This window comes from Proteus alimentorum, from assembly GCF_002607735.1.
Lineage (GTDB): Bacteria > Pseudomonadota > Gammaproteobacteria > Enterobacterales > Enterobacteriaceae > Proteus > Proteus alimentorum.
Map to the genome: position 1 here is coordinate 74,510 of NZ_NBVR01000013.1, position 20,656 is coordinate 95,165.

General features: G+C 40.2%; 22 protein-coding genes. 12 read left to right on the forward strand and 10 right to left on the reverse strand.

Annotated elements, in window-relative coordinates:
- From yidD to rpmH, 3 genes are read right to left on the reverse strand one after another with little or no spacing between them, the layout of a single operon-like run.
- On the reverse strand, positions 1 to 261 hold the full coding sequence (yidD, locus tag B6258_RS02170; RefSeq protein WP_072070482.1) for a membrane protein insertion efficiency factor YidD: 261 nt from the start codon (positions 259 to 261) through the stop codon (positions 1 to 3).
- On the reverse strand, positions 225 to 584 hold the full coding sequence (gene rnpA, locus B6258_RS02175; RefSeq protein WP_099073900.1) for a ribonuclease P protein component: 360 nt from the start codon (positions 582 to 584) through the stop codon (positions 225 to 227). The genes yidD and rnpA overlap by 37 nt, the downstream gene beginning before the upstream one ends.
- Positions 585 to 601: 17 nt before the next feature.
- Complete coding sequence (rpmH, locus tag B6258_RS02180; protein ID WP_004246509.1) at positions 602 to 745, reverse strand: 50S ribosomal protein L34; 144 nt, start codon at positions 743 to 745, stop codon at positions 602 to 604.
- Positions 746 to 1,487: 742 nt separating this feature from the next.
- Between rpmH and dnaA the strand changes: the two genes are divergently transcribed.
- From dnaA to gyrB, 4 genes are read left to right on the forward strand one after another with little or no spacing between them, the layout of a single operon-like run.
- A complete protein-coding gene (gene dnaA, locus B6258_RS02185) occupies positions 1,488 to 2,888 on the forward strand; it encodes a chromosomal replication initiator protein DnaA (protein WP_099073901.1) in 1,401 nt (466 codons plus the stop codon).
- Positions 2,889 to 2,892: 4 nt separating this feature from the next.
- Positions 2,893 to 3,996 carry a DNA polymerase III subunit beta gene (gene dnaN, locus B6258_RS02190; protein ID WP_075673270.1) on the forward strand — a complete coding sequence of 368 codons (1,104 nt, stop codon included), beginning with the start codon at positions 2,893 to 2,895 and terminating at the stop codon, positions 3,994 to 3,996.
- An 11-nt stretch (positions 3,997 to 4,007) separates the two neighbouring features.
- Complete coding sequence (gene recF, locus B6258_RS02195) at positions 4,008 to 5,096, forward strand: DNA replication/repair protein RecF (protein WP_099073902.1); 1,089 nt, start codon at positions 4,008 to 4,010, stop codon at positions 5,094 to 5,096.
- 20 nt (positions 5,097 to 5,116) lie between these two features.
- Complete coding sequence (gene gyrB / locus B6258_RS02200; protein WP_099073903.1) at positions 5,117 to 7,531, forward strand: DNA topoisomerase (ATP-hydrolyzing) subunit B; 2,415 nt, start codon at positions 5,117 to 5,119, stop codon at positions 7,529 to 7,531.
- A gap of 88 nt (positions 7,532 to 7,619) precedes the next feature.
- Here gyrB and asd read toward each other — a convergent pair whose 3' ends face one another.
- Positions 7,620 to 8,726, reverse strand: coding sequence for an aspartate-semialdehyde dehydrogenase (gene asd / locus B6258_RS02205; protein ID WP_099073904.1), 1,107 nt, complete (start codon positions 8,724 to 8,726; stop codon positions 7,620 to 7,622).
- Between the two features lie 470 nt (positions 8,727 to 9,196).
- Between asd and B6258_RS02210 the strand changes: the two genes are divergently transcribed.
- Entirely contained in the window at positions 9,197 to 9,766 is a 570-nt protein-coding gene (locus B6258_RS02210) for a class I SAM-dependent methyltransferase (protein WP_099073905.1), read from the forward strand.
- 55 nt (positions 9,767 to 9,821) lie between these two features.
- Here B6258_RS02210 and pdxR read toward each other — a convergent pair whose 3' ends face one another.
- On the reverse strand, positions 9,822 to 11,309 hold the full coding sequence (gene pdxR, locus B6258_RS02215; protein WP_099073906.1) for a MocR-like pyridoxine biosynthesis transcription factor PdxR: 1,488 nt from the start codon (positions 11,307 to 11,309) through the stop codon (positions 9,822 to 9,824).
- Between the two features lie 127 nt (positions 11,310 to 11,436).
- On the opposite strand from pdxR, the gene B6258_RS02220 reads away from it, so the two are divergent.
- The gene (locus B6258_RS02220; protein ID WP_099073907.1) at positions 11,437 to 11,895 is read left to right on the forward strand and encodes a GNAT family N-acetyltransferase; all 459 of its coding nucleotides are present in this window, start codon (positions 11,437 to 11,439) and stop codon (positions 11,893 to 11,895) included.
- A gap of 94 nt (positions 11,896 to 11,989) precedes the next feature.
- Here the strand turns inward: B6258_RS02220 and B6258_RS02225 are convergent, their stop codons facing one another.
- The gene (locus B6258_RS02225) at positions 11,990 to 12,727 is read right to left on the reverse strand and encodes a tetratricopeptide repeat protein (RefSeq protein WP_099073908.1); all 738 of its coding nucleotides are present in this window, start codon (positions 12,725 to 12,727) and stop codon (positions 11,990 to 11,992) included.
- A 108-nt stretch (positions 12,728 to 12,835) separates the two neighbouring features.
- Here B6258_RS02225 and murQ point away from each other — a divergent pair, with 108 nt between their 5' ends.
- Positions 12,836 to 13,735 (forward strand): N-acetylmuramic acid 6-phosphate etherase, encoded by a 900-nt coding sequence (gene murQ, locus B6258_RS02230; RefSeq protein WP_099073909.1) that lies wholly within the window; start codon positions 12,836 to 12,838, stop codon positions 13,733 to 13,735.
- Between the two features lie 102 nt (positions 13,736 to 13,837).
- On the opposite strand, the gene B6258_RS02235 is transcribed toward murQ, so the two are convergent.
- The gene (locus B6258_RS02235; RefSeq protein ID WP_099073910.1) at positions 13,838 to 14,701 is read right to left on the reverse strand and encodes a YicC/YloC family endoribonuclease; all 864 of its coding nucleotides are present in this window, start codon (positions 14,699 to 14,701) and stop codon (positions 13,838 to 13,840) included.
- Between the two features lie 126 nt (positions 14,702 to 14,827).
- Between B6258_RS02235 and rph the strand changes: the two genes are divergently transcribed.
- Complete coding sequence (gene rph / locus B6258_RS02240) at positions 14,828 to 15,544, forward strand: ribonuclease PH (protein WP_099073911.1); 717 nt, start codon at positions 14,828 to 14,830, stop codon at positions 15,542 to 15,544.
- Between the two features lie 82 nt (positions 15,545 to 15,626).
- The gene (gene pyrE, locus B6258_RS02245; RefSeq protein WP_099073912.1) at positions 15,627 to 16,271 is read left to right on the forward strand and encodes an orotate phosphoribosyltransferase; all 645 of its coding nucleotides are present in this window, start codon (positions 15,627 to 15,629) and stop codon (positions 16,269 to 16,271) included.
- Between the two features lie 308 nt (positions 16,272 to 16,579).
- Here pyrE and slmA read toward each other — a convergent pair whose 3' ends face one another.
- The 3 genes from slmA to coaBC all read right to left on the reverse strand — a co-directional run bounded on the left by slmA (position 16,580) and on the right by coaBC (position 18,948).
- Positions 16,580 to 17,182 carry a nucleoid occlusion factor SlmA gene (slmA, locus tag B6258_RS02250; protein WP_099073913.1) on the reverse strand — a complete coding sequence of 201 codons (603 nt, stop codon included), beginning with the start codon at positions 17,180 to 17,182 and terminating at the stop codon, positions 16,580 to 16,582.
- 112 nt (positions 17,183 to 17,294) lie between these two features.
- Positions 17,295 to 17,753, reverse strand: a complete 459-nt coding sequence (dut, locus tag B6258_RS02255; protein WP_006534255.1) for a dUTP diphosphatase — start codon at positions 17,751 to 17,753, stop codon at positions 17,295 to 17,297.
- Complete coding sequence (gene coaBC / locus B6258_RS02260) at positions 17,737 to 18,948, reverse strand: bifunctional phosphopantothenoylcysteine decarboxylase/phosphopantothenate--cysteine ligase CoaBC (RefSeq protein ID WP_099073914.1); 1,212 nt, start codon at positions 18,946 to 18,948, stop codon at positions 17,737 to 17,739. The genes dut and coaBC overlap by 17 nt, the downstream gene beginning before the upstream one ends.
- 302 nt (positions 18,949 to 19,250) lie before the next feature.
- Between coaBC and radC the strand changes: the two genes are divergently transcribed.
- The 3 genes from radC (at position 19,251) to rpmG (ending at position 20,585) form a co-directional block, all read left to right on the forward strand.
- A complete protein-coding gene (gene radC / locus B6258_RS02265; RefSeq protein WP_099073915.1) occupies positions 19,251 to 19,922 on the forward strand; it encodes a RadC family protein in 672 nt (223 codons plus the stop codon).
- Positions 19,923 to 20,169: 247 nt separating this feature from the next.
- On the forward strand, positions 20,170 to 20,406 hold the full coding sequence (rpmB, locus tag B6258_RS02275; protein WP_036914542.1) for a 50S ribosomal protein L28: 237 nt from the start codon (positions 20,170 to 20,172) through the stop codon (positions 20,404 to 20,406).
- Between the two features lie 11 nt (positions 20,407 to 20,417).
- Entirely contained in the window at positions 20,418 to 20,585 is a 168-nt protein-coding gene (rpmG, locus tag B6258_RS02280; protein ID WP_006534250.1) for a 50S ribosomal protein L33, read from the forward strand.
- Positions 20,586 to 20,656 lie beyond the last annotated feature (71 nt).

The window sequence follows — 20,656 nt, forward strand, 5'->3', positions numbered from 1 at the left end:
TTAATTTTCTCTGTTATCGTCGTTTTTTCTAGGTGGGACAGGATCATCACCACCTTCGTGTAAAGGGTGGCATTTTAATATGCGTTTCACTGTTAACCAACTACCTTTTATCATTCCAAACCTGCGCAATGCCTCAATTCCGTAATGAGAGCACGTAGGATTAAAACGACAACGAGGCCCCAACAGAGGACTAATCCCCAGTTGATAGCCCCTAATCAGCAAGATCAGGACTTTTGAGCCAAGCGACAATGACGACGCCATAATTTACCCAACATTTCCGTCAATTGATGGTTATCAAGTTCAGCAACCCCTTTTCTTACTAATAGCACAAAATCCATCGGCGGTAATTCATGCTGATGTAAACGAAAGTATTCACGGGCTAATCGTTTAATACGATTGCGCTCATGAGCACGTTTAACGTTTTTCTTTGCGATTGTTAGACCGATGCGGGGATGCCCCAGCTCATTCTGGCGACCCAAAATAGTAACTTCTGGAGAACTCGCACGTTGTGGTTGCTGGAAAACAAAATTGAAATGCTTGGGAGTTAACAAACGTAACTCCCTTGGAAAAGCGAGCTTAACCACGGAATGGTTAGCTTTTATTATTTCGAAGAAACGGTCAGACGAGCGCGGCCTTTCGCACGACGGCGAGCCAGAACCTGACGACCATTTTTAGTGGCCATACGAGCGCGGAAGCCGTGGTTACGGTTGCGCTTCAGTACAGACGGTTGAAAAGTGCGTTTCATGGCGATTTCTACCTACTTAATATAATTACTGATTCAGCAAATGCGTTGACAGACAGGCGTGCAATAAATAAACAAACCAGTACTTCAATCGCAGCATCAATGATGGAAAGATGCGGGATTGTAATAAAATCACTCAAATGCGTCAATGAAGATGACGCTTTAAGTACCGATTTTTGTCGTCTTTTTTAGCAAACCCGATAATCAATCCTGACTTATGCGCAACGAGTACGCTTATTAGCGACCTAAAAGAGCGCCTTAATAAGTGACTTTGTTGGTACAAGCACGCAGGGTGCAAGATTATACGGACTCATGGTGAAAGCGCAAGGATCTTTGGTGGATCAAAAGAGAGATATTTGATCACTTACTATAAGAAAGAGAGATTTATGCAAAGAGAAAGTTATCCCCAATTGCTATTTATAGGACGACTCAAGTACACTAGAACGCCTTTGCATATTTCATTTGGTGAATTATCGTAAATCAGCAAGCCTGTGGATAAAAACCATAAAAACTGTGCAAAAGAAAGAGGATCTTCGTTTCATTTTGCGATATGATCCCCCGTCATGATCAGAATAGCCAGTCTGCGATCGTGAGTCACGATGTAAAAAAAATCGTTGTTACCAAGAGTTGTTCCTTATTAAGAATTGAAGAGGAACGGTGTTGTGCACTTTGTATTTAGGCGCACAGTGTTTAACTGCATTTTTCCTGTTTATTTTTTAGTCTTGTTTTTTTAGGGGAGTCCGCCGTGTCACTTTCGCTTTGGCAGCATTGTCTTGCCCGATTGCAGGATGAGTTACCTGCCACTGAATTTAGTATGTGGATACGTCCCTTGCAGGCAGAACTAAGCGATAATACGCTGGCGCTGTATGCACCTAATCGTTTCGTTTTAGATTGGGTGAGAGAAAAATACATTAATAATATCAACGCATTATTAGTGGATTTTTGTGGCTCTGAAGTCCCTTCTTTACGTTTTGAAGTGGGTAATAAACCCGCATCAGCACGTACAACGGAAAGTATTCCTAAAGCGGTTGTACATCCAACGGTGCATACAGCCCCAACACATAGTCAGCCTATTCGCCCTAGTTGGGATAATCAACCAGCGTCTCAACTGCCTGAACTCAATTATCGTTCTAATGTTAACCCTAAGCATAAGTTTGATAACTTCGTTGAAGGTAAATCAAACCAGTTAGCAAGGGCAGCGGCAAGACAAGTTGCTGATAACCCAGGTGGAGCTTATAACCCACTCTTTTTATACGGTGGAACAGGGCTGGGTAAAACGCACTTGTTACACGCCGTGGGTAACAGCATTATGGAACGTAAAGCGAATGCAAAAGTTGTTTATATGCATTCTGAACGTTTCGTACAAGATATGGTAAAAGCATTACAAAATAATGCGATAGAAGACTTTAAGCGCTATTACCGTTCTGTGGATGCACTATTAATTGATGATATTCAATTTTTCGCCAATAAAGAGCGTTCACAAGAAGAATTTTTTCATACCTTTAACGCATTGTTAGAGGGCAATCAGCAAATTATTTTAACGTCAGACCGTTATCCAAAAGAGATAAATGGTGTTGAAGACAGATTAAAATCACGCTTTGGTTGGGGATTAACGGTGGCTATTGAACCACCTGAACTTGAAACCCGAGTGGCGATTTTGATGAAAAAAGCGGATGAAAACCAAATTCAATTACCTGACGAAGTGGCCTTTTTTATTGCTAAAAGACTTCGTTCTAACGTCCGTGAGCTTGAAGGTGCATTAAACCGAGTGATTGCTAACGCAAACTTTACAGGTCGTGCGATTACTATCGACTTTGTACGTGAAGCATTACGTGATCTGCTCGCCTTGCAGGAAAAATTAGTCACTATTGATAATATTCAAAAAACGGTTGCTGAATATTATAAAATTAAAGTCGCTGATTTACTGTCGAAGCGGAGATCTCGATCGGTTGCCCGTCCGAGGCAAATGGCAATGGCGCTGGCGAAGGAATTAACAAACCACAGCTTGCCTGAAATCGGGGATGCCTTTGGGGGTCGTGATCATACAACTGTACTTCATGCATGCCGAAAGATAGAGCAATTGCGTGAAGAAAGTCATGACATCAAAGAAGATTTTTCTAACTTAATCAGAACATTATCATCCTAGCGCTATGAAATTTATCATTGAACGTGAACAGCTTCTTAAGCCGCTACAACAAGTAAGTGGCCCTTTAGGTGGTCGTCCAACATTACCTATATTAGGTAACCTATTGCTTAAGGTCACTGAAAATACCTTATCGCTAACGGGGACTGACCTTGAAATGGAGATGGTGGCAAGAGTTAATCTTAGCCAATCTCATGAAATTGGCGCCACAACTGTTCCTGCGCGTAAGTTTTTTGATATTTGGCGTGGGTTACCAGAAGGTGCTGAAATCAGTGTTGAGCTTGATGGTGATCGCCTATTAGTGCGTTCAGGTCGTAGCCGTTTCTCCTTATCAACATTACCTGCATCTGATTTTCCTAATTTAGATGACTGGCAAAGTGAGGTCGAATTTACTTTGCCTCAAGCAACATTAAAACGTCTGATTGAGTCAACTCAATTTTCAATGGCGCACCAAGATGTGCGTTATTACCTCAACGGTATGTTGTTTGAAACTGAAAATACAGAGTTACGCACAGTGGCAACAGATGGACACCGTTTAGCGGTATGTTCAATGGATATTGGACAATCTTTACCGGGGCATTCTGTTATTGTTCCTCGTAAAGGTGTCATTGAATTGATGCGTTTACTTGATGGCGGTGGTGAAAGCTCACTGCAATTACAAATCGGTAGTAACAATATACGTGCGCATGTGGGTGATTTTATTTTCACCTCGAAGTTAGTTGATGGTCGTTTCCCTGACTATCGCCGTGTATTACCGAAAAACCCAACGAAAACAGTGACTGCGGGTTGTGATATTCTTAAACAGGCATTTTCTCGTGCTGCAATTTTATCCAATGAAAAATTCCGTGGTGTGCGTATAAACCTCACCAATGGTCAATTGAAAATTACAGCAAACAACCCTGAGCAAGAAGAAGCAGAAGAGATTGTTGATGTTCAATATCAAGGCGAAGAAATGGAAATTGGCTTTAATGTCAGTTATCTCCTTGATGTCCTTAATACATTGAAATGTGAAGAAGTTAAGCTTCTGCTAACAGATGCGGTTTCAAGTGTTCAAGTAGAGAATGTGGCAAGTTCTGCGGCTGCTTATGTTGTTATGCCAATGCGTTTATAATAGTCACTAACATGATTTTATCCCGTTTATTGATCCGCCATTTTAGAAATATTGAACAGGCGGACCTGCCATTAGCGGATGGCTTTAATTTCCTTGTTGGGCCTAACGGGAGTGGTAAAACAAGTATACTTGAGGCGATTTACACGTTAGGTCATGGACGCGCATTTCGTAGTTCTCAAGCTAATCGCGTTATCCAGCATGATGAAAATGAATTTATTCTTCATGGGCGCTTAAGTGGGCTAAATGAAGAGAGTCGTGGCTATGCGATTGGATTAAGTAAAGATCGCGAAGGCAATAGTACAGTGCGTATTGATGGTAGCGATGGTCATAAAATTGCAGAGTTAGCAAAATTGTTACCTATGCAATTAATAACACCTGAAGGTTTTACACTACTGAATGGTGGGCCTAAATATCGTCGCGCTTTTATTGATTGGGGTTGTTTTCATAATGAACCTCGATTTTTTGCTGCATGGTCAGATTTAAAACGTGTATTAAAACAACGTAATGCAGCGCTGAGGCAAGCAACGTCTTATCGACAACTGATGCCTTGGGATAAAGAACTTATCTTATTAACAGAACAGATAAGTGAATGGCGAGCTCAATATACCGAAGATATCGCTAAAGATATTGAAGAAACGTGTCGTCTGTTTTTGCCTGAGTTTTCGTTGAAAGTGAGCTTCCAACGGGGATGGGATAAAGAAACAGATTACGGTGAGTTGCTAACACGTCAATTTGAACGTGATAAAATGTTAGCGTATACCTCACTTGGTGCTCATAAAGCGGATTTACGTATTAGAGCAAACGGCACGCCAGTAGAAGATATGTTGTCACGAGGCCAGCTCAAGTTATTGATGTGTGCTTTAAGGCTGGCACAAGGTGAATATTTCACTCGTAAGAATGGGCAAAGATGCCTGTATCTGCTCGATGATTTTGCTTCCGAATTAGATGCAAGTCGGCGTCAGTTGTTAGCCGAGCGTCTAAAGTCTACGCAAGCTCAAGTGTTTGTCAGTGCGATAACACAAGGGCAAGTGAAAGATATGCTAGATGTAAATAGCAGGCTATTTAGCGTAGAACGTGGCAAAATAGAGGTTAAACCATAGGAATAAAGCGAGAAACGTTGATGTCGAATACATATGACTCCTCAAGTATCAAAGTATTAAAAGGGCTGGATGCGGTGCGTAAGCGCCCGGGGATGTATATCGGGGATACAGATGATGGAACCGGTCTGCATCACATGGTCTTCGAGGTGGTCGACAACGCAATCGACGAAGCCCTCGCGGGTTTCTGTGATGAGATAATTGTCACTATCCATTCAGATAACTCCGTCTCTGTTCGAGATGATGGTCGTGGAATTCCAACCGGCATTCACCCAGAAGAGGGTGTTTCAGCGGCAGAGGTTATTATGACCGTTCTGCATGCGGGGGGTAAATTCGATGATAACTCCTATAAAGTCTCTGGTGGACTTCATGGTGTAGGGGTTTCTGTTGTTAATGCGTTGTCTGAAAAACTTGAACTGACAATCCATCGTGATGGAAATATCCATCAGCAAATTTATCGTCATGGTGTGCCTGATGATCGCTTAAAAGTGATTGGCGATACTGAAAAATCAGGGACATTTGTACGCTTCTGGCCAAGTCTTGAAACCTTTAAAGGTGAGACTGAATTCCAGTATGAGATCCTAGCAAAACGTCTTCGTGAGTTGTCATTCTTAAACTCAGGCGTTTCTATCCGTTTAATTGATAAACGCGATAACCGTGAAGATCATTTCCACTATGAAGGCGGTATTAAAGCATTCGTTGAATACTTAAGCCGTAACAAAACACCAATTCACCAAAATGTATTCTATTTCTCAACAGAAAAAGATGGTATTGGTGTTGAAGTGGCAATGCTGTGGAATGATGGTTTCCAAGAGAATGTTTACTGCTTTACTAACAATATTCCACAACGTGATGGTGGTACACACTTAGTTGGTTTCCGTACGGCAATGACACGTACGCTAAACAACTATATGGATAAAGAAGGATTTAATAAGAAATCGAAAATCAGCGCAACGGGTGATGACGCTCGTGAAGGCTTGATAGCGGTTATCTCTGTTAAAGTGCCTGATCCTAAATTCTCATCACAAACAAAAGATAAACTGGTTTCTTCAGAAGTGAAAACAGCGGTAGAAACGCTGATGAATGAGAAGCTGGTGGAATATCTGTTAGAAAATCCAAATGACGCGAAAATCGTTGTTGGCAAAATTATTGATGCTGCTCGTGCGCGTGAAGCTGCGCGTAAAGCGCGTGAAATGACACGTCGTAAAGGCGCATTAGATTTAGGTGGCTTACCGGGTAAATTAGCGGACTGTTCTGAACGTGATCCTGCTTTCTCTGAACTGTATTTAGTGGAAGGGGACTCTGCGGGCGGCTCTGCAAAACAAGGGCGTAACCGTAAAACACAGGCGATTCTTCCGTTAAAAGGTAAGATCCTCAACGTTGAGAAAGCGCGCTTTGATAAAATGTTGGCTTCTCAAGAAGTTGCAACGTTAATCACTGCATTAGGTTGTGGTATTGGTCGTGATGAATATAACCCAGATAAACTGCGTTATCACAGCATTATCATCATGACGGATGCGGACGTCGATGGTTCTCACATTCGTACTCTGTTACTGACCTTCTTCTATCGCCAAATGCCAGAAATTATCGAACGTGGTCATATTTTTATTGCTCAGCCACCACTTTACAAAGTGAAGAAAGGTAAACAAGAGCAATACATCAAAGATGATGACGCAATGGACGAGTATCTGATGTCTATCGCACTTGATGGTGCTGCACTTTATGTGAGCGAACACGCACCCGCAATGCACGGTGAGCAACTTGAAAAACTGGTTGTTGATTACCATGCTGCGCACAAGATCATTCGTCGTATGGAGCGTATCTATCCACTTAGCATGTTAAACAGTTTGGTGTATCACTCAACGCTGACAGAAGATGCGTTATCTGATAAAGCGAAAGTTGAAGAGTGGATGAGTGGCTTGGTTAACCGCTTAAACGAAGCGGAAGATCAAGGTAGTACTTATAGCTACACTATCGCTCAAAACGATGAAAATCGTCTGTTCGAACCTGTATTACGTATTCGTACTTATGGTGTGGATACAGACTACAAATTAGATTATGACTTTATCCACAGTAGCGAATATCAACGTATTACGCATTTAGGTGACATTATTGGTAACCTGATTGAAGAGGGTGCGTTTATTGAGCGTGGAGAGCGTCGTCAGCCAATTTCAAGCTTTGAAGAAGCACTTGAGTGGTTAACAAAAGAATCACGTCGTGGCCTTGCTGTACAGCGTTATAAAGGTCTTGGTGAAATGAACCCAGAGCAGTTATGGGAAACCACCATGAATCCAGATACACGCCGAATGATGCAAGTCACAGTAAAAGATGCGATTGCGACGGATGAGCTATTCACTACGCTAATGGGCGATGCGGTTGAGCCTCGTCGTGCCTTTATCGAAGAGAATGCGCTGAAAGCGGCAAATATTGATATCTAATAACGTGTAATGTCATCACGTAAAATAAAAACCAGCTAATTGAATTAGCTGGTTTTTTTGTATTTATAGCAGATGTTTTATCGAGAGATTAACGCAGAATATTCAGCATACGGCGTAAAGGCTCTGCGGCACCCCATAATAGTTGGTCACCCACTGTAAAGGCTGAAATAAATTCAGGGCCCATATTCAGTTTACGAATACGACCTACTGGTGTGCTCAATGTACCCGTGACGGCTGCTGGTGTTAATTCACGCATAGTTAATTCACGATCATTAGGAATGACTTTTACCCAATCATTATGGCTTGCGAGTAATTGCTCAATTTCAGCAACAGGTAGGTCTTTTTTCAGTTTTAAGGTGAATGCTTGGCTGTGGCAACGTAATGCACCAATACGAACACAAAGACCATCAACAGGAATGATATTTGAACCGGTGTTTAGGATCTTGTTAGTTTCAGCTTGTCCTTTCCACTCTTCACGGCTTTGACCGTTTTCTAATTGTTTATCAATCCAAGGGATCAAGCTACCCGCAAGAGGAACACCAAATTGTTCGGTAGGCATCGCACCACTGCGTGTAAAGTGAGTGACTTTACGTTCAATATCTAAGATTGCAGATGCAGGGTTTTCTAGCTCTTTAACCACTTGATTATGTAAAGAGCCCATCTGTGACAGTAACTCTCTCATATGGCGAGCACCCGCCCCAGAAGCCGCTTGATAAGTCGATACGCTTGCCCATTCTACTAAATTGTTAGCAAATAGACCGCCTAATGACATCAGCATTAAACTGACAGTGCAGTTGCCGCCGACAAAGGCTTTAATGCCTTTATTTAAGCTGTCTTGAATATGCTGCCCATTAACAGGATCGAGAATAATCACGGCATCGTCATTCATACGCAATGCGGATGCTGCATCAATCCAGTAACCTTGCCAACCGGCTTGGCGCAGTTTCGGGTAGATTTCATTGGTATAGTCACCGCCTTGGCAACTAATAATAATATCAAGTGATGCTAGAGTATCAACATCATAAGCATCTTGCAGAGTGCTACGGTGATTACCATAAGCAGGTGCTGCTTCACCTAATTGAGATGTGGTGAAGAAAACAGGGTTTATCCCATCAAAATCATGTTCTTCAACCATTCTTTGCATTAAAACGGAGCCGACCATACCACGCCAGCCCACAAAACCAACATTTTTCATTGTAATTACCCTGTCTTTATCTGTAGGAATAGTGAGAGACCTCACACTAACCTGACAAAATATAGAGATAGGTGCAAGTTAATTTATTGATTATTTACCAAAGAATTAGAAGCGTTTCTTATAGTCTGCATAGAGTTAACAAAAAGAAACCACAGAACGAACAAATATCAATAAGTTGTTAAAAAGAAAATGAACCAGCCATAAAAGTGTAAGAATATTCTGCTATATCTTATTTTGTTTTTTAGGATAAATAAAAATATATTCTTGTTTAAGAAAATAGAGTAAAAATAGAAAAATGTAAAATAGTGTAATATATAAGAAAAACGTATTTACTTAGAGGTGACTCCAAGCTTTATACTGAAAACCATTATTCAATAGATGATGTATTTTCATAAATAAAAATAATGATGAATGTTCTTCATTTACTCTCATTTTTATTTTACCTTAATTAAAGGCACTAGGAGGCGAAGATGGATATATCCACATTCATTCCATTATCTACATACTACTCATATTTAAAACGGTTTGTGATCTCACCAACCACAATGGGTACTATCGCGCCTTCATCTCGTTGGTTATGTTATGAAATGTTAGATAAACTCAATTGGCAACAGGATCTTCAGATTGCTGAGTTAGGTGCTGGCACAGGTGTTATTACTCAACAGATCTTAAAAAGAATGTCGATGAATTCATCATTAGATGTTTTTGAAATAGAACCCAGTTTTGCGACAGAATTAGATAAAATTAACGATGATCGATTAAAGGTTTATACCGCATCAGCAGAGAAATTAAATAGTCATTATAATATGATTATTTCAGGGTTACCTTTTTTATCTATTCCTAAAAAAACAGGTTTAAGAGTTTTAAAACGGGTACATAAAGAATTATTAAAAACGCAAGGTTGTTTTGTATTATTTCAATATACAACGCGATATGAAAAAACGTTATCTCGTTATTTTCATTTAGAAAAAAAATTAGTTATACGGAATGTTCCTCCTGCTTGGGTTTATTATTGTACGCCAAAAAATAAAATAGGGTAAATGCAAAGCTTGCTCGATGTTTATATTGTAAGTGAGAATTAAGAATAGATATTATTTATTCAGATAATGTTTGAGCAAGCAAAATAATACTCTTTTCAATTTCAATAGGATCATGAGCTGCATATCCTAATAATACACCTTGTTTCGGATAAGTTTGAATGCAGTAACGTGATAAAGGCTGTATGGCTAATCCAATTTCTCGTGATTTCTTCACAATATATTCTTCTGTATAGCCAGCTTGAAGCCAGCAGACAATATGGATGCCAGAGTCTGTCGGTTCAACACAGAAAACATGAGATAGATGTGTTTTTATGGCATGAGTTAACACTTGATAGCGTTCATAGCAGGCTTTTCGTATTCGCCTAACATGACGCGCATAATGCCCTTGAGAAATAAACAGCGCTAATGTTGCTTGCTCTAAAAAGCCAGAATGTGAATCAGTGTAGTATTTAGCGGCTTTAAATGTATCAACTAAAGGTAAAGGAACGACTAAAAAGCCTAAACGAAACCCAGGATACATCATTTTTGAGAATGTACCGGCATAAATAACGCGCTGGGATTTATCTAAACCTTGTAGTGATTGAATAGGTTTAGAGTGATAGCGAAATTCACTATTGTAGTCATCTTCGAAGATCCACATATTATTGGATGAAGCCCACTCTAATAACGCAATACGGCGTGAAAGTGAGAGGGTATTCCCTAAAGGAAATTGATGCGAAGGTGTTGTAAAAACAAGTTTTGCTTCAGGGCATTGCTCTATTCCTTGAGAAATATCCATTCCATCAATATCTGAGCTGATTGGGTGTGATTTTATTCCATAAGACGTGAAGATCCCGCGTGCGCTGTCATAGCCAGGATCATCTAACCAAACGGTATCACCTTCTTTTAATAATACTCTGGCGGTAAGATTAATCGCTTGCTGTGTTCCATTTACAATAATGATTTGTTCAGGTTGGCAATAAAGGCCACGAGTTGATTGCATGTATTGGCATATCATCTCTTTTAATGGTGTATAGCCTGTTGGCGAATTAAATGTTGCGAGTGCTTTTTTTGATTGCCGCCAAACTCGCCCTAATAATCTTCCCCAAAGCTCATGTGGAAAGAGAGCTACACACCCAACACCAACATGAAATATCGGATTACTATTGATATTCGGTTGTGATTGTTGCCAAAACGCTTGTGCTTTTTGCATATTGGGATTTAGCGTTTCTAATGGGTTTTCAATTGAGGGTGAAGAAGTTGAGTGGGGTGTTTTGATCCACTTATCTGAAATAATGGCATCAGGGATTGTGCTTGAAACAAAAGTACCCGCACCGCGTCGAGTAAATAAATAACCTTCATCAATTAAACGTTCAAATCCTGCAATAACAGAATTACGAGAAATTGACATCATTTCAGCTAAGGTACGGCTTGATGGTAGACGACTACCTGATGTTAAGCGCCCATCTAAAATAGCTTTTCTAATCGCGTGATAAACCTGAGAGCCAATAGGTCCTTCTTCTAAAACAAGGTTGGGAAAATAAGCTGTTTTTTTCTGTTTCATAAAGTGGATCCTATAAAAACACAAAAAGTGTACCTTATTGAGAACCAAAATTAAACGTACCATGACCATGATTAAAGGCAGGTGATACCTTTTTATAGCATTTATGAAAGTAGAAGGAAGTAACGAGATGAGCACAATCCCAATAACTGTTTCAATTCAGTTTGTTGAACAAGAGCATTATGCTCAATGGTTGCCACATTGGTTAAGTTATCAAGCATTTTATAAAGTTGAATTATCAGAAGAGATAACATTACAAACTTGGTCACGTTTTTTTGATGAAAAAGAGCCAGTTTATTGTGCCGTAGCGATGGAAGGTGAAAAGATGTTGGGTTTTGTTCATTATCTTTTTCATCGCTCAACATGGGCTGAAAGTGATTTTTGTTATTTAGAAGATTTATTTGTTTCACCAGATACACGTGGTCGCCATATAGGTAAGCAACTTATTGAGTTTGTTCATCAACAAGCAAAACAGCGTAATTGTGCTCGTTTATATTGGCATACGCAGGAAACTAATTTACGTGGTCAGCGCTTATATAACTGGGTGGCAGAAAAACCGGGTGTGATTGAATACCGTATGGCACTGTAAAAGAACGTTAGATAGGACAGATAGGGTAGAAAAGAGATGGCAAGATTTGCCATCTCTTTTCTGAAGTAGGGTTATTGATTCGATTTAATTTGGGTTAATTAAACGCTTGTTGGCAATAGAACTCATTGCCAACTTTTTTGGCTTCTTCACAAGCTTGTTTCATTAATTCGTCAGCTTTTTGCTTATTTGGTTCGATAATATGATATTGACCAGAGAACATAAAAGAAGCCATTGCTTGAGCAAATCCTTCAAACGTCATTTCGTTTGCTTTTGCAAACCACATATTCGCTTTTTCAGTATCTACAGGGACATTACCCACTCCGCTATAAAGAACACCTAACCAAATCGGCGCATAAACAAGTTCTGGTTGATGAGTTGTTGCAGCTTCTTCTAATAATGCAATTGCTTTTTTGTAATCTGTTTCACCCGATAAAGGGGCTATCAGCGTTGTCGCTAGACTTATTTTTCCTCTTATACTTCCTTTATTCTCAGCGATTGTTGCTAATTTTCTTGCTTCAACATAATGGTTTTTAAAATAAGGATCAGCACTAAATAAATAGAGATCAGCAAGTAATGCGTAGGCATCTGCATAGTCGTTTTTTATGGACTCATTTGCCCACAATTGTGCATTAAGCAGATTTTTTTCGACACCGGTTCCCATTAAATACATTTCGGCCAACTGATATTGAGCCTGTGCATTGTGATTTAGTGCTTCTTTGCGAGTATCTTCAAATTTTCTTTTGTCTTGCTCTTCAAAATTAGCGTGTAAAGAAAAAGAGAAGAAAAGGGGCATTAAACTGATAAAGGTCGAAATAGATTTAATAAATGTCATGTAGAGTACCATTTGTAATGATTTTGAAGATCTTACCAATAATAATGGTATAAAAGCAGTTTATTTCTTCGGCTTAATCAAATAAATAACAATCCTGGGAGAGCGGTAATGGCGATTGACCTTAGCAATCTTGTCACTGAAAGTAGAAATCACAACAGTGAAAATATAGACACACTTTCAACATTAGACATGCTAAAAGTCATTAATAATGAAGATAAAAAAGTGCCATTAGCAGTCGAGAAAACGTTACCTGAAATTGCTCAATTAGTTGATAAAGTTGCAATTGCTTTTTCGCAAGGTGGTCGCCTTATTTATTGCGGAGCAGGTACATCGGGACGATTAGGTATTCTAGATGCCAGTGAATGCCCACCAACCTATGGAACACCTCATGAAATGGTGATTGGTTTAATTGCGGGTGGACACAAGGCTATTTTACAAGCTGTCGAGAATGCAGAGGATAACCAAGAACTTGGTGAACAAGATTTACGCCAACTTAATTTTAATGAAAAAGATGTATTAGTGGGGATTGCTGCAAGTGGTAGAACCCCTTATGTCATTGGTGCTTTAAATTATGCAAAATCATTAGGGGCTACAACGGGGGCAATTAGTTGCAATCCTGAAAGCCCTATTGCACAAATTGCGGATATTGCTATTACACCGATTGTGGGAGCCGAGGTGGTCACAGGATCATCACGAATGAAAGCGGGCACAGCACAAAAGCTTATCTTAAATATGATAACTACGGGTGCGATGATAAAAATGGGTAAGGTATTTGGCAATTTAATGGTGGATGTTGAAGCCACTAACGCCAAACTGGTTGAACGCCAAATTCGTATTGTCATGCAAGCCACTGAGTGCGAAAGAGCGGTTGCTGAAGAGGCATTGTCACAATGTCAGCGTCACTGTAAAACGGCGATTTTGATGATCTTAGCAGGTGTGGGTGCACAGCAAGCGACACAAATGCTTAATAAAAATAAAGGATTTATTCGAAAGGCGTTGGGTGAGTGATTTTCATTTATTAAAGAGAATGTTAAATTTTATTCTTGATAAAAGCCAGCAAATACAAGGTATCGGCTGGCTTAATGATGGGCTGTAAACCGCTAAGAAATCTTACTCAATATTTTGGATCTGCTCACGCATTTGTTCAATTAAAACTTTTAATTCAATAGCTGAATTGGTGACTTCAGTATTAATTGATTTTGACGCTAATGTATTCGATTCACGATTAAACTCTTGCATCATAAAATCAAGACGGCGGCCTACCGCTTCTTTTTTAACGAGGATTTTGCGCGTTTCCTTAACGTGAGCTTCTAATCTATCCAGCTCTTCAGCAACGTCTAAGCGTTGTGCTAACATCACTAACTCTTGTTCTAAACGATTATTATCAATTTGAACTTGTGCTTCTTCTAATTTGCTGGTTAAGCGTTCGCGTTGCCATTGTAAGATCTCTGGCATTTGAGCTCTGACTTTAACCACTTCTGCGCTAACCGCATCTAAACGTTGCTCAATAAGTGCTTTAAGGGCTTGTCCTTCAGCTTCACGGCTAGCAATAAATGCATCGATTGCGAGATCTAATTCAGCTAAAAGCTCTGTGCCAATGGCATCTAAGTCTTGCTCTTGTGCTGAAATGACACCCGGCCAACGTAAAATATCAAAAGGACTGATAGTACCTTCATGGCTGTGGCTTTTTACCCAATTGGCAGAAACAATCAGTTGTTTTGCGAGATTTTCGTCAAGGTTAAGTTCGCCTTGAAAGCGAGCATTAAGATCAAAACGCAAGTTACATTCAATTTTTCCGCGCGTTAAGCGATTACGTAGACGTTCACGAATAACAGGCTCTAAACTACGTAATTGCTCAGGTAAACGAATATAAGTTTCAAGGTAGCGTTGGTTTACGGAACGCAGTTCCCATGCAGCGCTACCCCAGTCTTTTTTAATGTCTCGGCGAGCAAAAGCGGTCATGCTACGGATCATAATAGGGTCTCAATAATGTAAAAGATGATACGATTATAACCCTATGCATCAATACAAGGATAGGCATAAGCCATTTTAGGTCGTATAATGCGCCCCCAATATGTCAGAGAAAGCGGAGATAACACCATGCGTCCAGCAGACAGACAAGCAAACCAAGTACGCCCTATTACCATTACTCGCCACTATACAAAACATGCTGAAGGTTCTGTATTAGTCGAATTTGGTGATACTAAAGTCTTGTGTAATGCCACTGTAGAAGAGGGTGTACCACGTTTTCTGAAAGGACAAGGGCAAGGATGGGTGACCGCAGAATACGGCATGCTTCCTCGCGCAACAAATAGTCGTAATGCACGTGAAGCGGCTCGTGGTAAACAAACGGGTCGCACTATGGAAATTCAGCGCTTAATTGCACGCTCATTACGTGCTGCGGTTGATTTAAAAGCATTAGGTGAATTTACCATCACGGTTGACTGTGATGTTATTCAGGCAGATGGCGGTACACGTACAGCCTCTATCTCTGGTGCTTGCGTCGCATTAGTTGATGCTTTAAATAAAATGGTTGAAGAAGGTAAACTGAAAAAGAACCCTCTTAAATCAATGGTTGCAGCTGTATCTGTGGGCATTGTTGATGGTGAGCCATTATGCGATCTTGAATATGTTGAAGATTCTGCCGCAGAAACAGATATGAATGTGGTGATGATCGATGATGGTCGTATGATCGAGGTTCAAGGTACGGCAGAAGGTGCACCATTTAGCCATGAAGAATTACTTGCTTTACTCGCCCTTGCAAAAGGGGGGTTAGAAAAAATATTTGAAGCGCAAAAAGAGGCGCTTAAGCAATAAATTTTATTTTTATAAGGCGACTGAGAAGTCGCCTTTTTTATACCTAAAATTTGTCATCAAGTAACGTAGAGAGGAGAAAGAAATGAAAGCCTACCAACGCCGCTTTATCGAACTAGCATTAGCAAAAAATGTCCTGAAATTTGGTGAGTTCACACTGAAATCAGGAAGGGTGAGTCCTTATTTTTTTAATGCCGGTTTATTTAATACTGGGCGTGATTTGGCTTTACTGGGGCAGTTCTATGCGCAAACATTATTAGATAATAATGTGTCTTGTGATGTGCTGTTTGGACCCGCTTATAAAGGGATCCCTATTGCAACCACAACGGCAGTCGCATTGGTTGAACATCATGATATCGATATCCCTTACTGTTTTAATCGCAAAGAGGCTAAAGATCATGGTGAGGGAGGAACATTAGTAGGAAGCCCATTGAAAGGTAATGTTGTGATTGTTGATGATGTCATTACAGCAGGCACTGCAATTCGTGAATCAATGGAAATCATCAAACAGCATGATGCAACGCTTTCTGCCGTGTTATTAAGTTTGGATAGACAAGAGAAAGGGCGAGAAGAACTTTCTGCAATACAAGAGTTAAAACGTGACTATCAATGCCAAGTGTATTCGATTATTACTTTGGATGATTTAATTAGTTACCTCAGTGAGAGCGAGACTCTGTCTGAGCATTTACCTGCAGTTAAAGCTTATCGTGAGCGCTATGGTGTGAATTAATAAAGTTAATACGCGATAAACAAGTTGGTCGATTATAGATAAAAAAAAGCCCTCGCCCAATTATGGGCGGGGTGAGTAGTACAATGAATCTTCTGCGACAATTATCACAGATATTGAAATATAAAAAGGACTTTTACAGCAGGGGCAAAGCGAGTCGCTAATGCCACAATGTAGGAACTGCACGAGTGCCATTCCTGATAAATATATTTAGGTAACTCTGTACCAGAGGACGCATGTTAACACAAATAAGAAAAAAACGGCATATCTGTAAATTTCAAATTGTTGAGTTAAATCACGAGTCCATCATTTCATTGTAACTGCGCCAAAATTAATGGCCAGCGGGCTTCAAATTCTTGAGTGGGTTGATAGCGAAATTCTGTGCGTACAAAGCGCGCTAGCATACCTTCACAAAAAGCGAGTAGTTGTGAAGCAAGCAACGCTTCATCATGTAAGAAAGCACTACCTTCACGAATTTTACGCTCTTTAATGACTTGTCGTAGTTGAACCTCAATGCGCTCATAGAGTTGATTGATTCGTCCTTGCAATCTGTCTTGTTCAAACATCAATGCATGACCCGTCAAAATACGAGATAGCCCCGGGTTTTTCTCAGCAAAACCGAGGATCAAGATAAGAATTAAGCGAATTCTTGCAACAGTGTCTTTTTCGTCTTTTAAAATCAAATTAATACGAGAGACTAAGCTATCTTCAATAAACTCAATTAAGCTATCAAACATTTTGGTTTTACTGGGAAAATGTCGATAGAGCGCGGCTTCAGATACACCAACAGTTGCGGCAAGTTTCGCCGTTGTGATGCGCTGACTACCGTCACTTGATTCCAACATTTGGGCAAGTGACTGTAAGATTTCATCCCGTCTATTTCTTTTCTTTTTGGTTTCTTTTTCTTCAGCCATGACTGATAAGGCCCCTGCTAAAAGCAAAACAAATCAGTAAACCTTTGCACTCAGGTTTTTAGTGCAAAGGGAGTGATATCGTCATTGATATAATTAATGCAAGACGTCTTTGTTATTGGCGGCCGGAGTGACCAAAGCCACCGCTACCACGTTCCGTTGCGGTAAAATCTTCAACAATATTAAATTCAGCTTGAACGACGGGTACGATAATCATTTGAGCAATACGCTCACCCGGTTCGATGGTGAATGCGGTTTGACCGCGATTCCAGACTGACACCATCAGTTGACCTTGGTAGTCAGAATCAATCAGTCCAACTAAGTTACCCAATACAACACCGTGTTTATGACCTAAACCTGAACGAGGAAGCACCATTGCTGCTAATCCTTCATCGGCAATATGTACCGCAAGACCTGTAGGTAATAATTCGGTTTGCCCCGGTTCAAGAACCAATGGTGCATCAAGGCAAGCGCGTAAATCTAAACCAGCAGAGCCTGTTGTGGCATAAGCAGGAAGTGGATATTCTTGACCAATACGTGCATCAAGGATTTTAACATCAATTTTTTTCATCATAATGTTTGGCTATCTCGTCAAGTAGGCGATGGCTAAGTTGTGCTTTACTACTGTGTGGTAAGCGCGTTTCTCCATTAGCCCAAATAAGGTGTAATGCATTGTTGTCACTGTTAAAGCCTTGATTTTCTACTGAAACATCATTGGCACAGATTAAATCGAGCTGCTTTTGTTCTCGTTTTTTGCGGGCATATTCTTCCACATTCTGGGTTTCGGCTGCAAATCCAACAACAAAAGGGCGGTGTTCAACCATTTTTCCGACACTCGCGACAATGTCGGGGTTTTTTACCATAGTGATGGTGACTTCATCACCTTGTTTTTTTATTTTTTCAGTCGCGATAAGTTTAGCGCGGTAATCGGCAACAGCCGCACAACCAATAAAAATATCTTGTGAAGGTGCGATTAACATCACCTGTTCATGCATTTCTTGTGCGCTTTCAACATCAATACGTTTAACACAAGCGGGTGTCGGTAATGTGACAGGCCCCGCGATAAGCGTGACCTCAGCGCCACGTAATGCGGCTGCGTGTGCAATCGCAAACCCCATTTTTCCTGAGCTATGATTACTGATAAAACGCACGGGATCTAAGGCTTCACGAGTAGGTCCTGCGGTTATCGTAATTTTTTTACCTGCAAAATCTTGTGACTGTAAAGCAAGTTGTTTTTCGGCTAATGCGACGAGTGCGAGAGGATCTAACATTCGCCCAGGTCCTACATCACCACAAGCTTGACTACCAGAGTCAGGTCCCCAAATTAAACAGCCACGTCGCTCTAAAGCGGATAAATTTTCTTGTGTAATTGTGGCTCTGTACATTTGCTGATTCATTGCAGGTGCAATAGCGATAGGTGCGCTACTCGCTAAACAGAGCGTGGTAAGTAAATCATTTGCCATACCCACTCGTAAACGCGCAATAAGATCGGCAGTAGCGGGTGCGAGTATAATTAAATCAGCCCATTTGCCTAATTCAATATGCCCCATAGCGGCCTCTGCTGCCGGATCAAGTAAATCATCAGCAACAGGAAAACCAGAAACAGCTTGTAGTGACAAAGGTGTCACAAATGCATGAGCAGCGGGTGTCATTACAACTCGCACAATTGCGCCTTTATCACGTAAACGGCGTACAAGTTCAGGTGCTTTATAGGCCGCAATACCACCACTGATACCAAGAATAATCTTTTTGTCGTGAAGTGTAGTCATGATGAAATGCCTAAGTACATAAATAATTGTCCGTAATTTTACCACAAGGTAATCGTGAATTCGGAATTCTATGTAACCACATGTTTTATATATTAAATTTTTGCGATTTGTCTCGCATAAATTTGATGTGTGTCTTTTTTATACAAGATTAGCAGTTTATAGTAAATTAACTGTATAAAACAACAGTTGTTTTGCGGTTGGCATTTAATGATGAGTGATGCTTCACCTAAATCTTAATGCTGATGTGAATAAATAAAATAGATCATTAATACCACGGCCTTTACTTATTAAGGAGTCCACGGATGGAAAATCAATCGATTAGTGAACTTTTACCTAGAGAAAAATTATTACTTTATGGCGTGGGATCACTCACTGACATTGAGTTATTGGCACTTTTTTTACGCACCGGCACTTATGAAAAATCGGTATTAGAATTGGCAGCTTTTTTACTTAAAGAGTGTGGTTCTCTTTATCACGTTATTAATGCTGATTATGAAACATTAGGGCGTTTTAAAGGTGTTGGTGTGGGAAAGTTTACCCAGTTGCAAGCTATCAATGAAATGGCACAGCGTTTTTCTACAACACAATTTATGTATAAAAATGTCCTTTCTTCTTCTGAAGACACAAAGCATTACTTACAAAAATTGCTTCATTGGCGAGATCGAGAAGTATTTGTGGTACTTTTTCTTGATAATCAAAATCAGTTGATTGCATTTGAAGAGATGTTTAAGGGCACAATTAATCGTGTTGAAGTGCATCCGAGAGAAATTGTTCGTGAATCGATAAAAAAGAATGCAACATCTATCATTCTTGCTCATAATCATCCTTCTGGTCATTCAGAACCAAGCCTTGCAGATAAACAATTGACTGAAAAAATTTTTACTGCTTGCCAATTAGTGGGTGTAAATGTACCCGATCACCTTGTGATAGGGCATGATAATTGTGTTTCTTTCGCAGAACGAGGTTGGTTATAGCAAATATTTTTGTAATTATTGTCAATCTTTATTTGTACGGGTCTTGAGCGTTGAGGCCATTGGGCGTATACTACGCCACCTTTGAGGATCTTGGGTTTGGCGAGAAGAGCCTATCTCAGCAAGTTTTTTCTGAGGTGTTTACACAGTTTTTCAATCGTTAAAAGTTGCTGAGATGGGCTCCAAAGCCTGACGAGGCGGTCAAACCTGATATTAAAGCTCGAGCTGATTAGATTTTTGGAGAATAGACATGTCCCGAGTCTGCCAAGTTACCGGCAAGCGTCCTGTGAGTGGAAACAACCGCTCTCACGCATTAAACGCGACTAAACGCCGTTTTCTGCCAAACCTGCACTCTCACCGTTTCTGGGTTGAGTCTGAGAAACGTTTCGTAACTCTGCGTGTATCTGCTAAAGGTATGCGTGTGATTGATAAGAAAGGCATCGAATCTGTATTAGCAGATTTACGTGCCCGTGGTGAGAAGTTCTAAGGAGCTGAAAAATGGCTAAAGGTATTCGCGAGAAAATTAAACTCGTTTCTTCTGCTGGTACAGGTCACTTCTATACCACTACGAAGAACAAACGCACTATGCCAGAAAAACTGGAAATGAAAAAATTCGATCCAGTTGTTCGTCAACATGTGCTTTATAAAGAAGCTAAAATTAAATAATTTTAGTTTTCTTAAAAAACCCGACCTTAGTGTCGGGTTTTTTGTTATCTGGAGTCCGCTAAGTATAACAA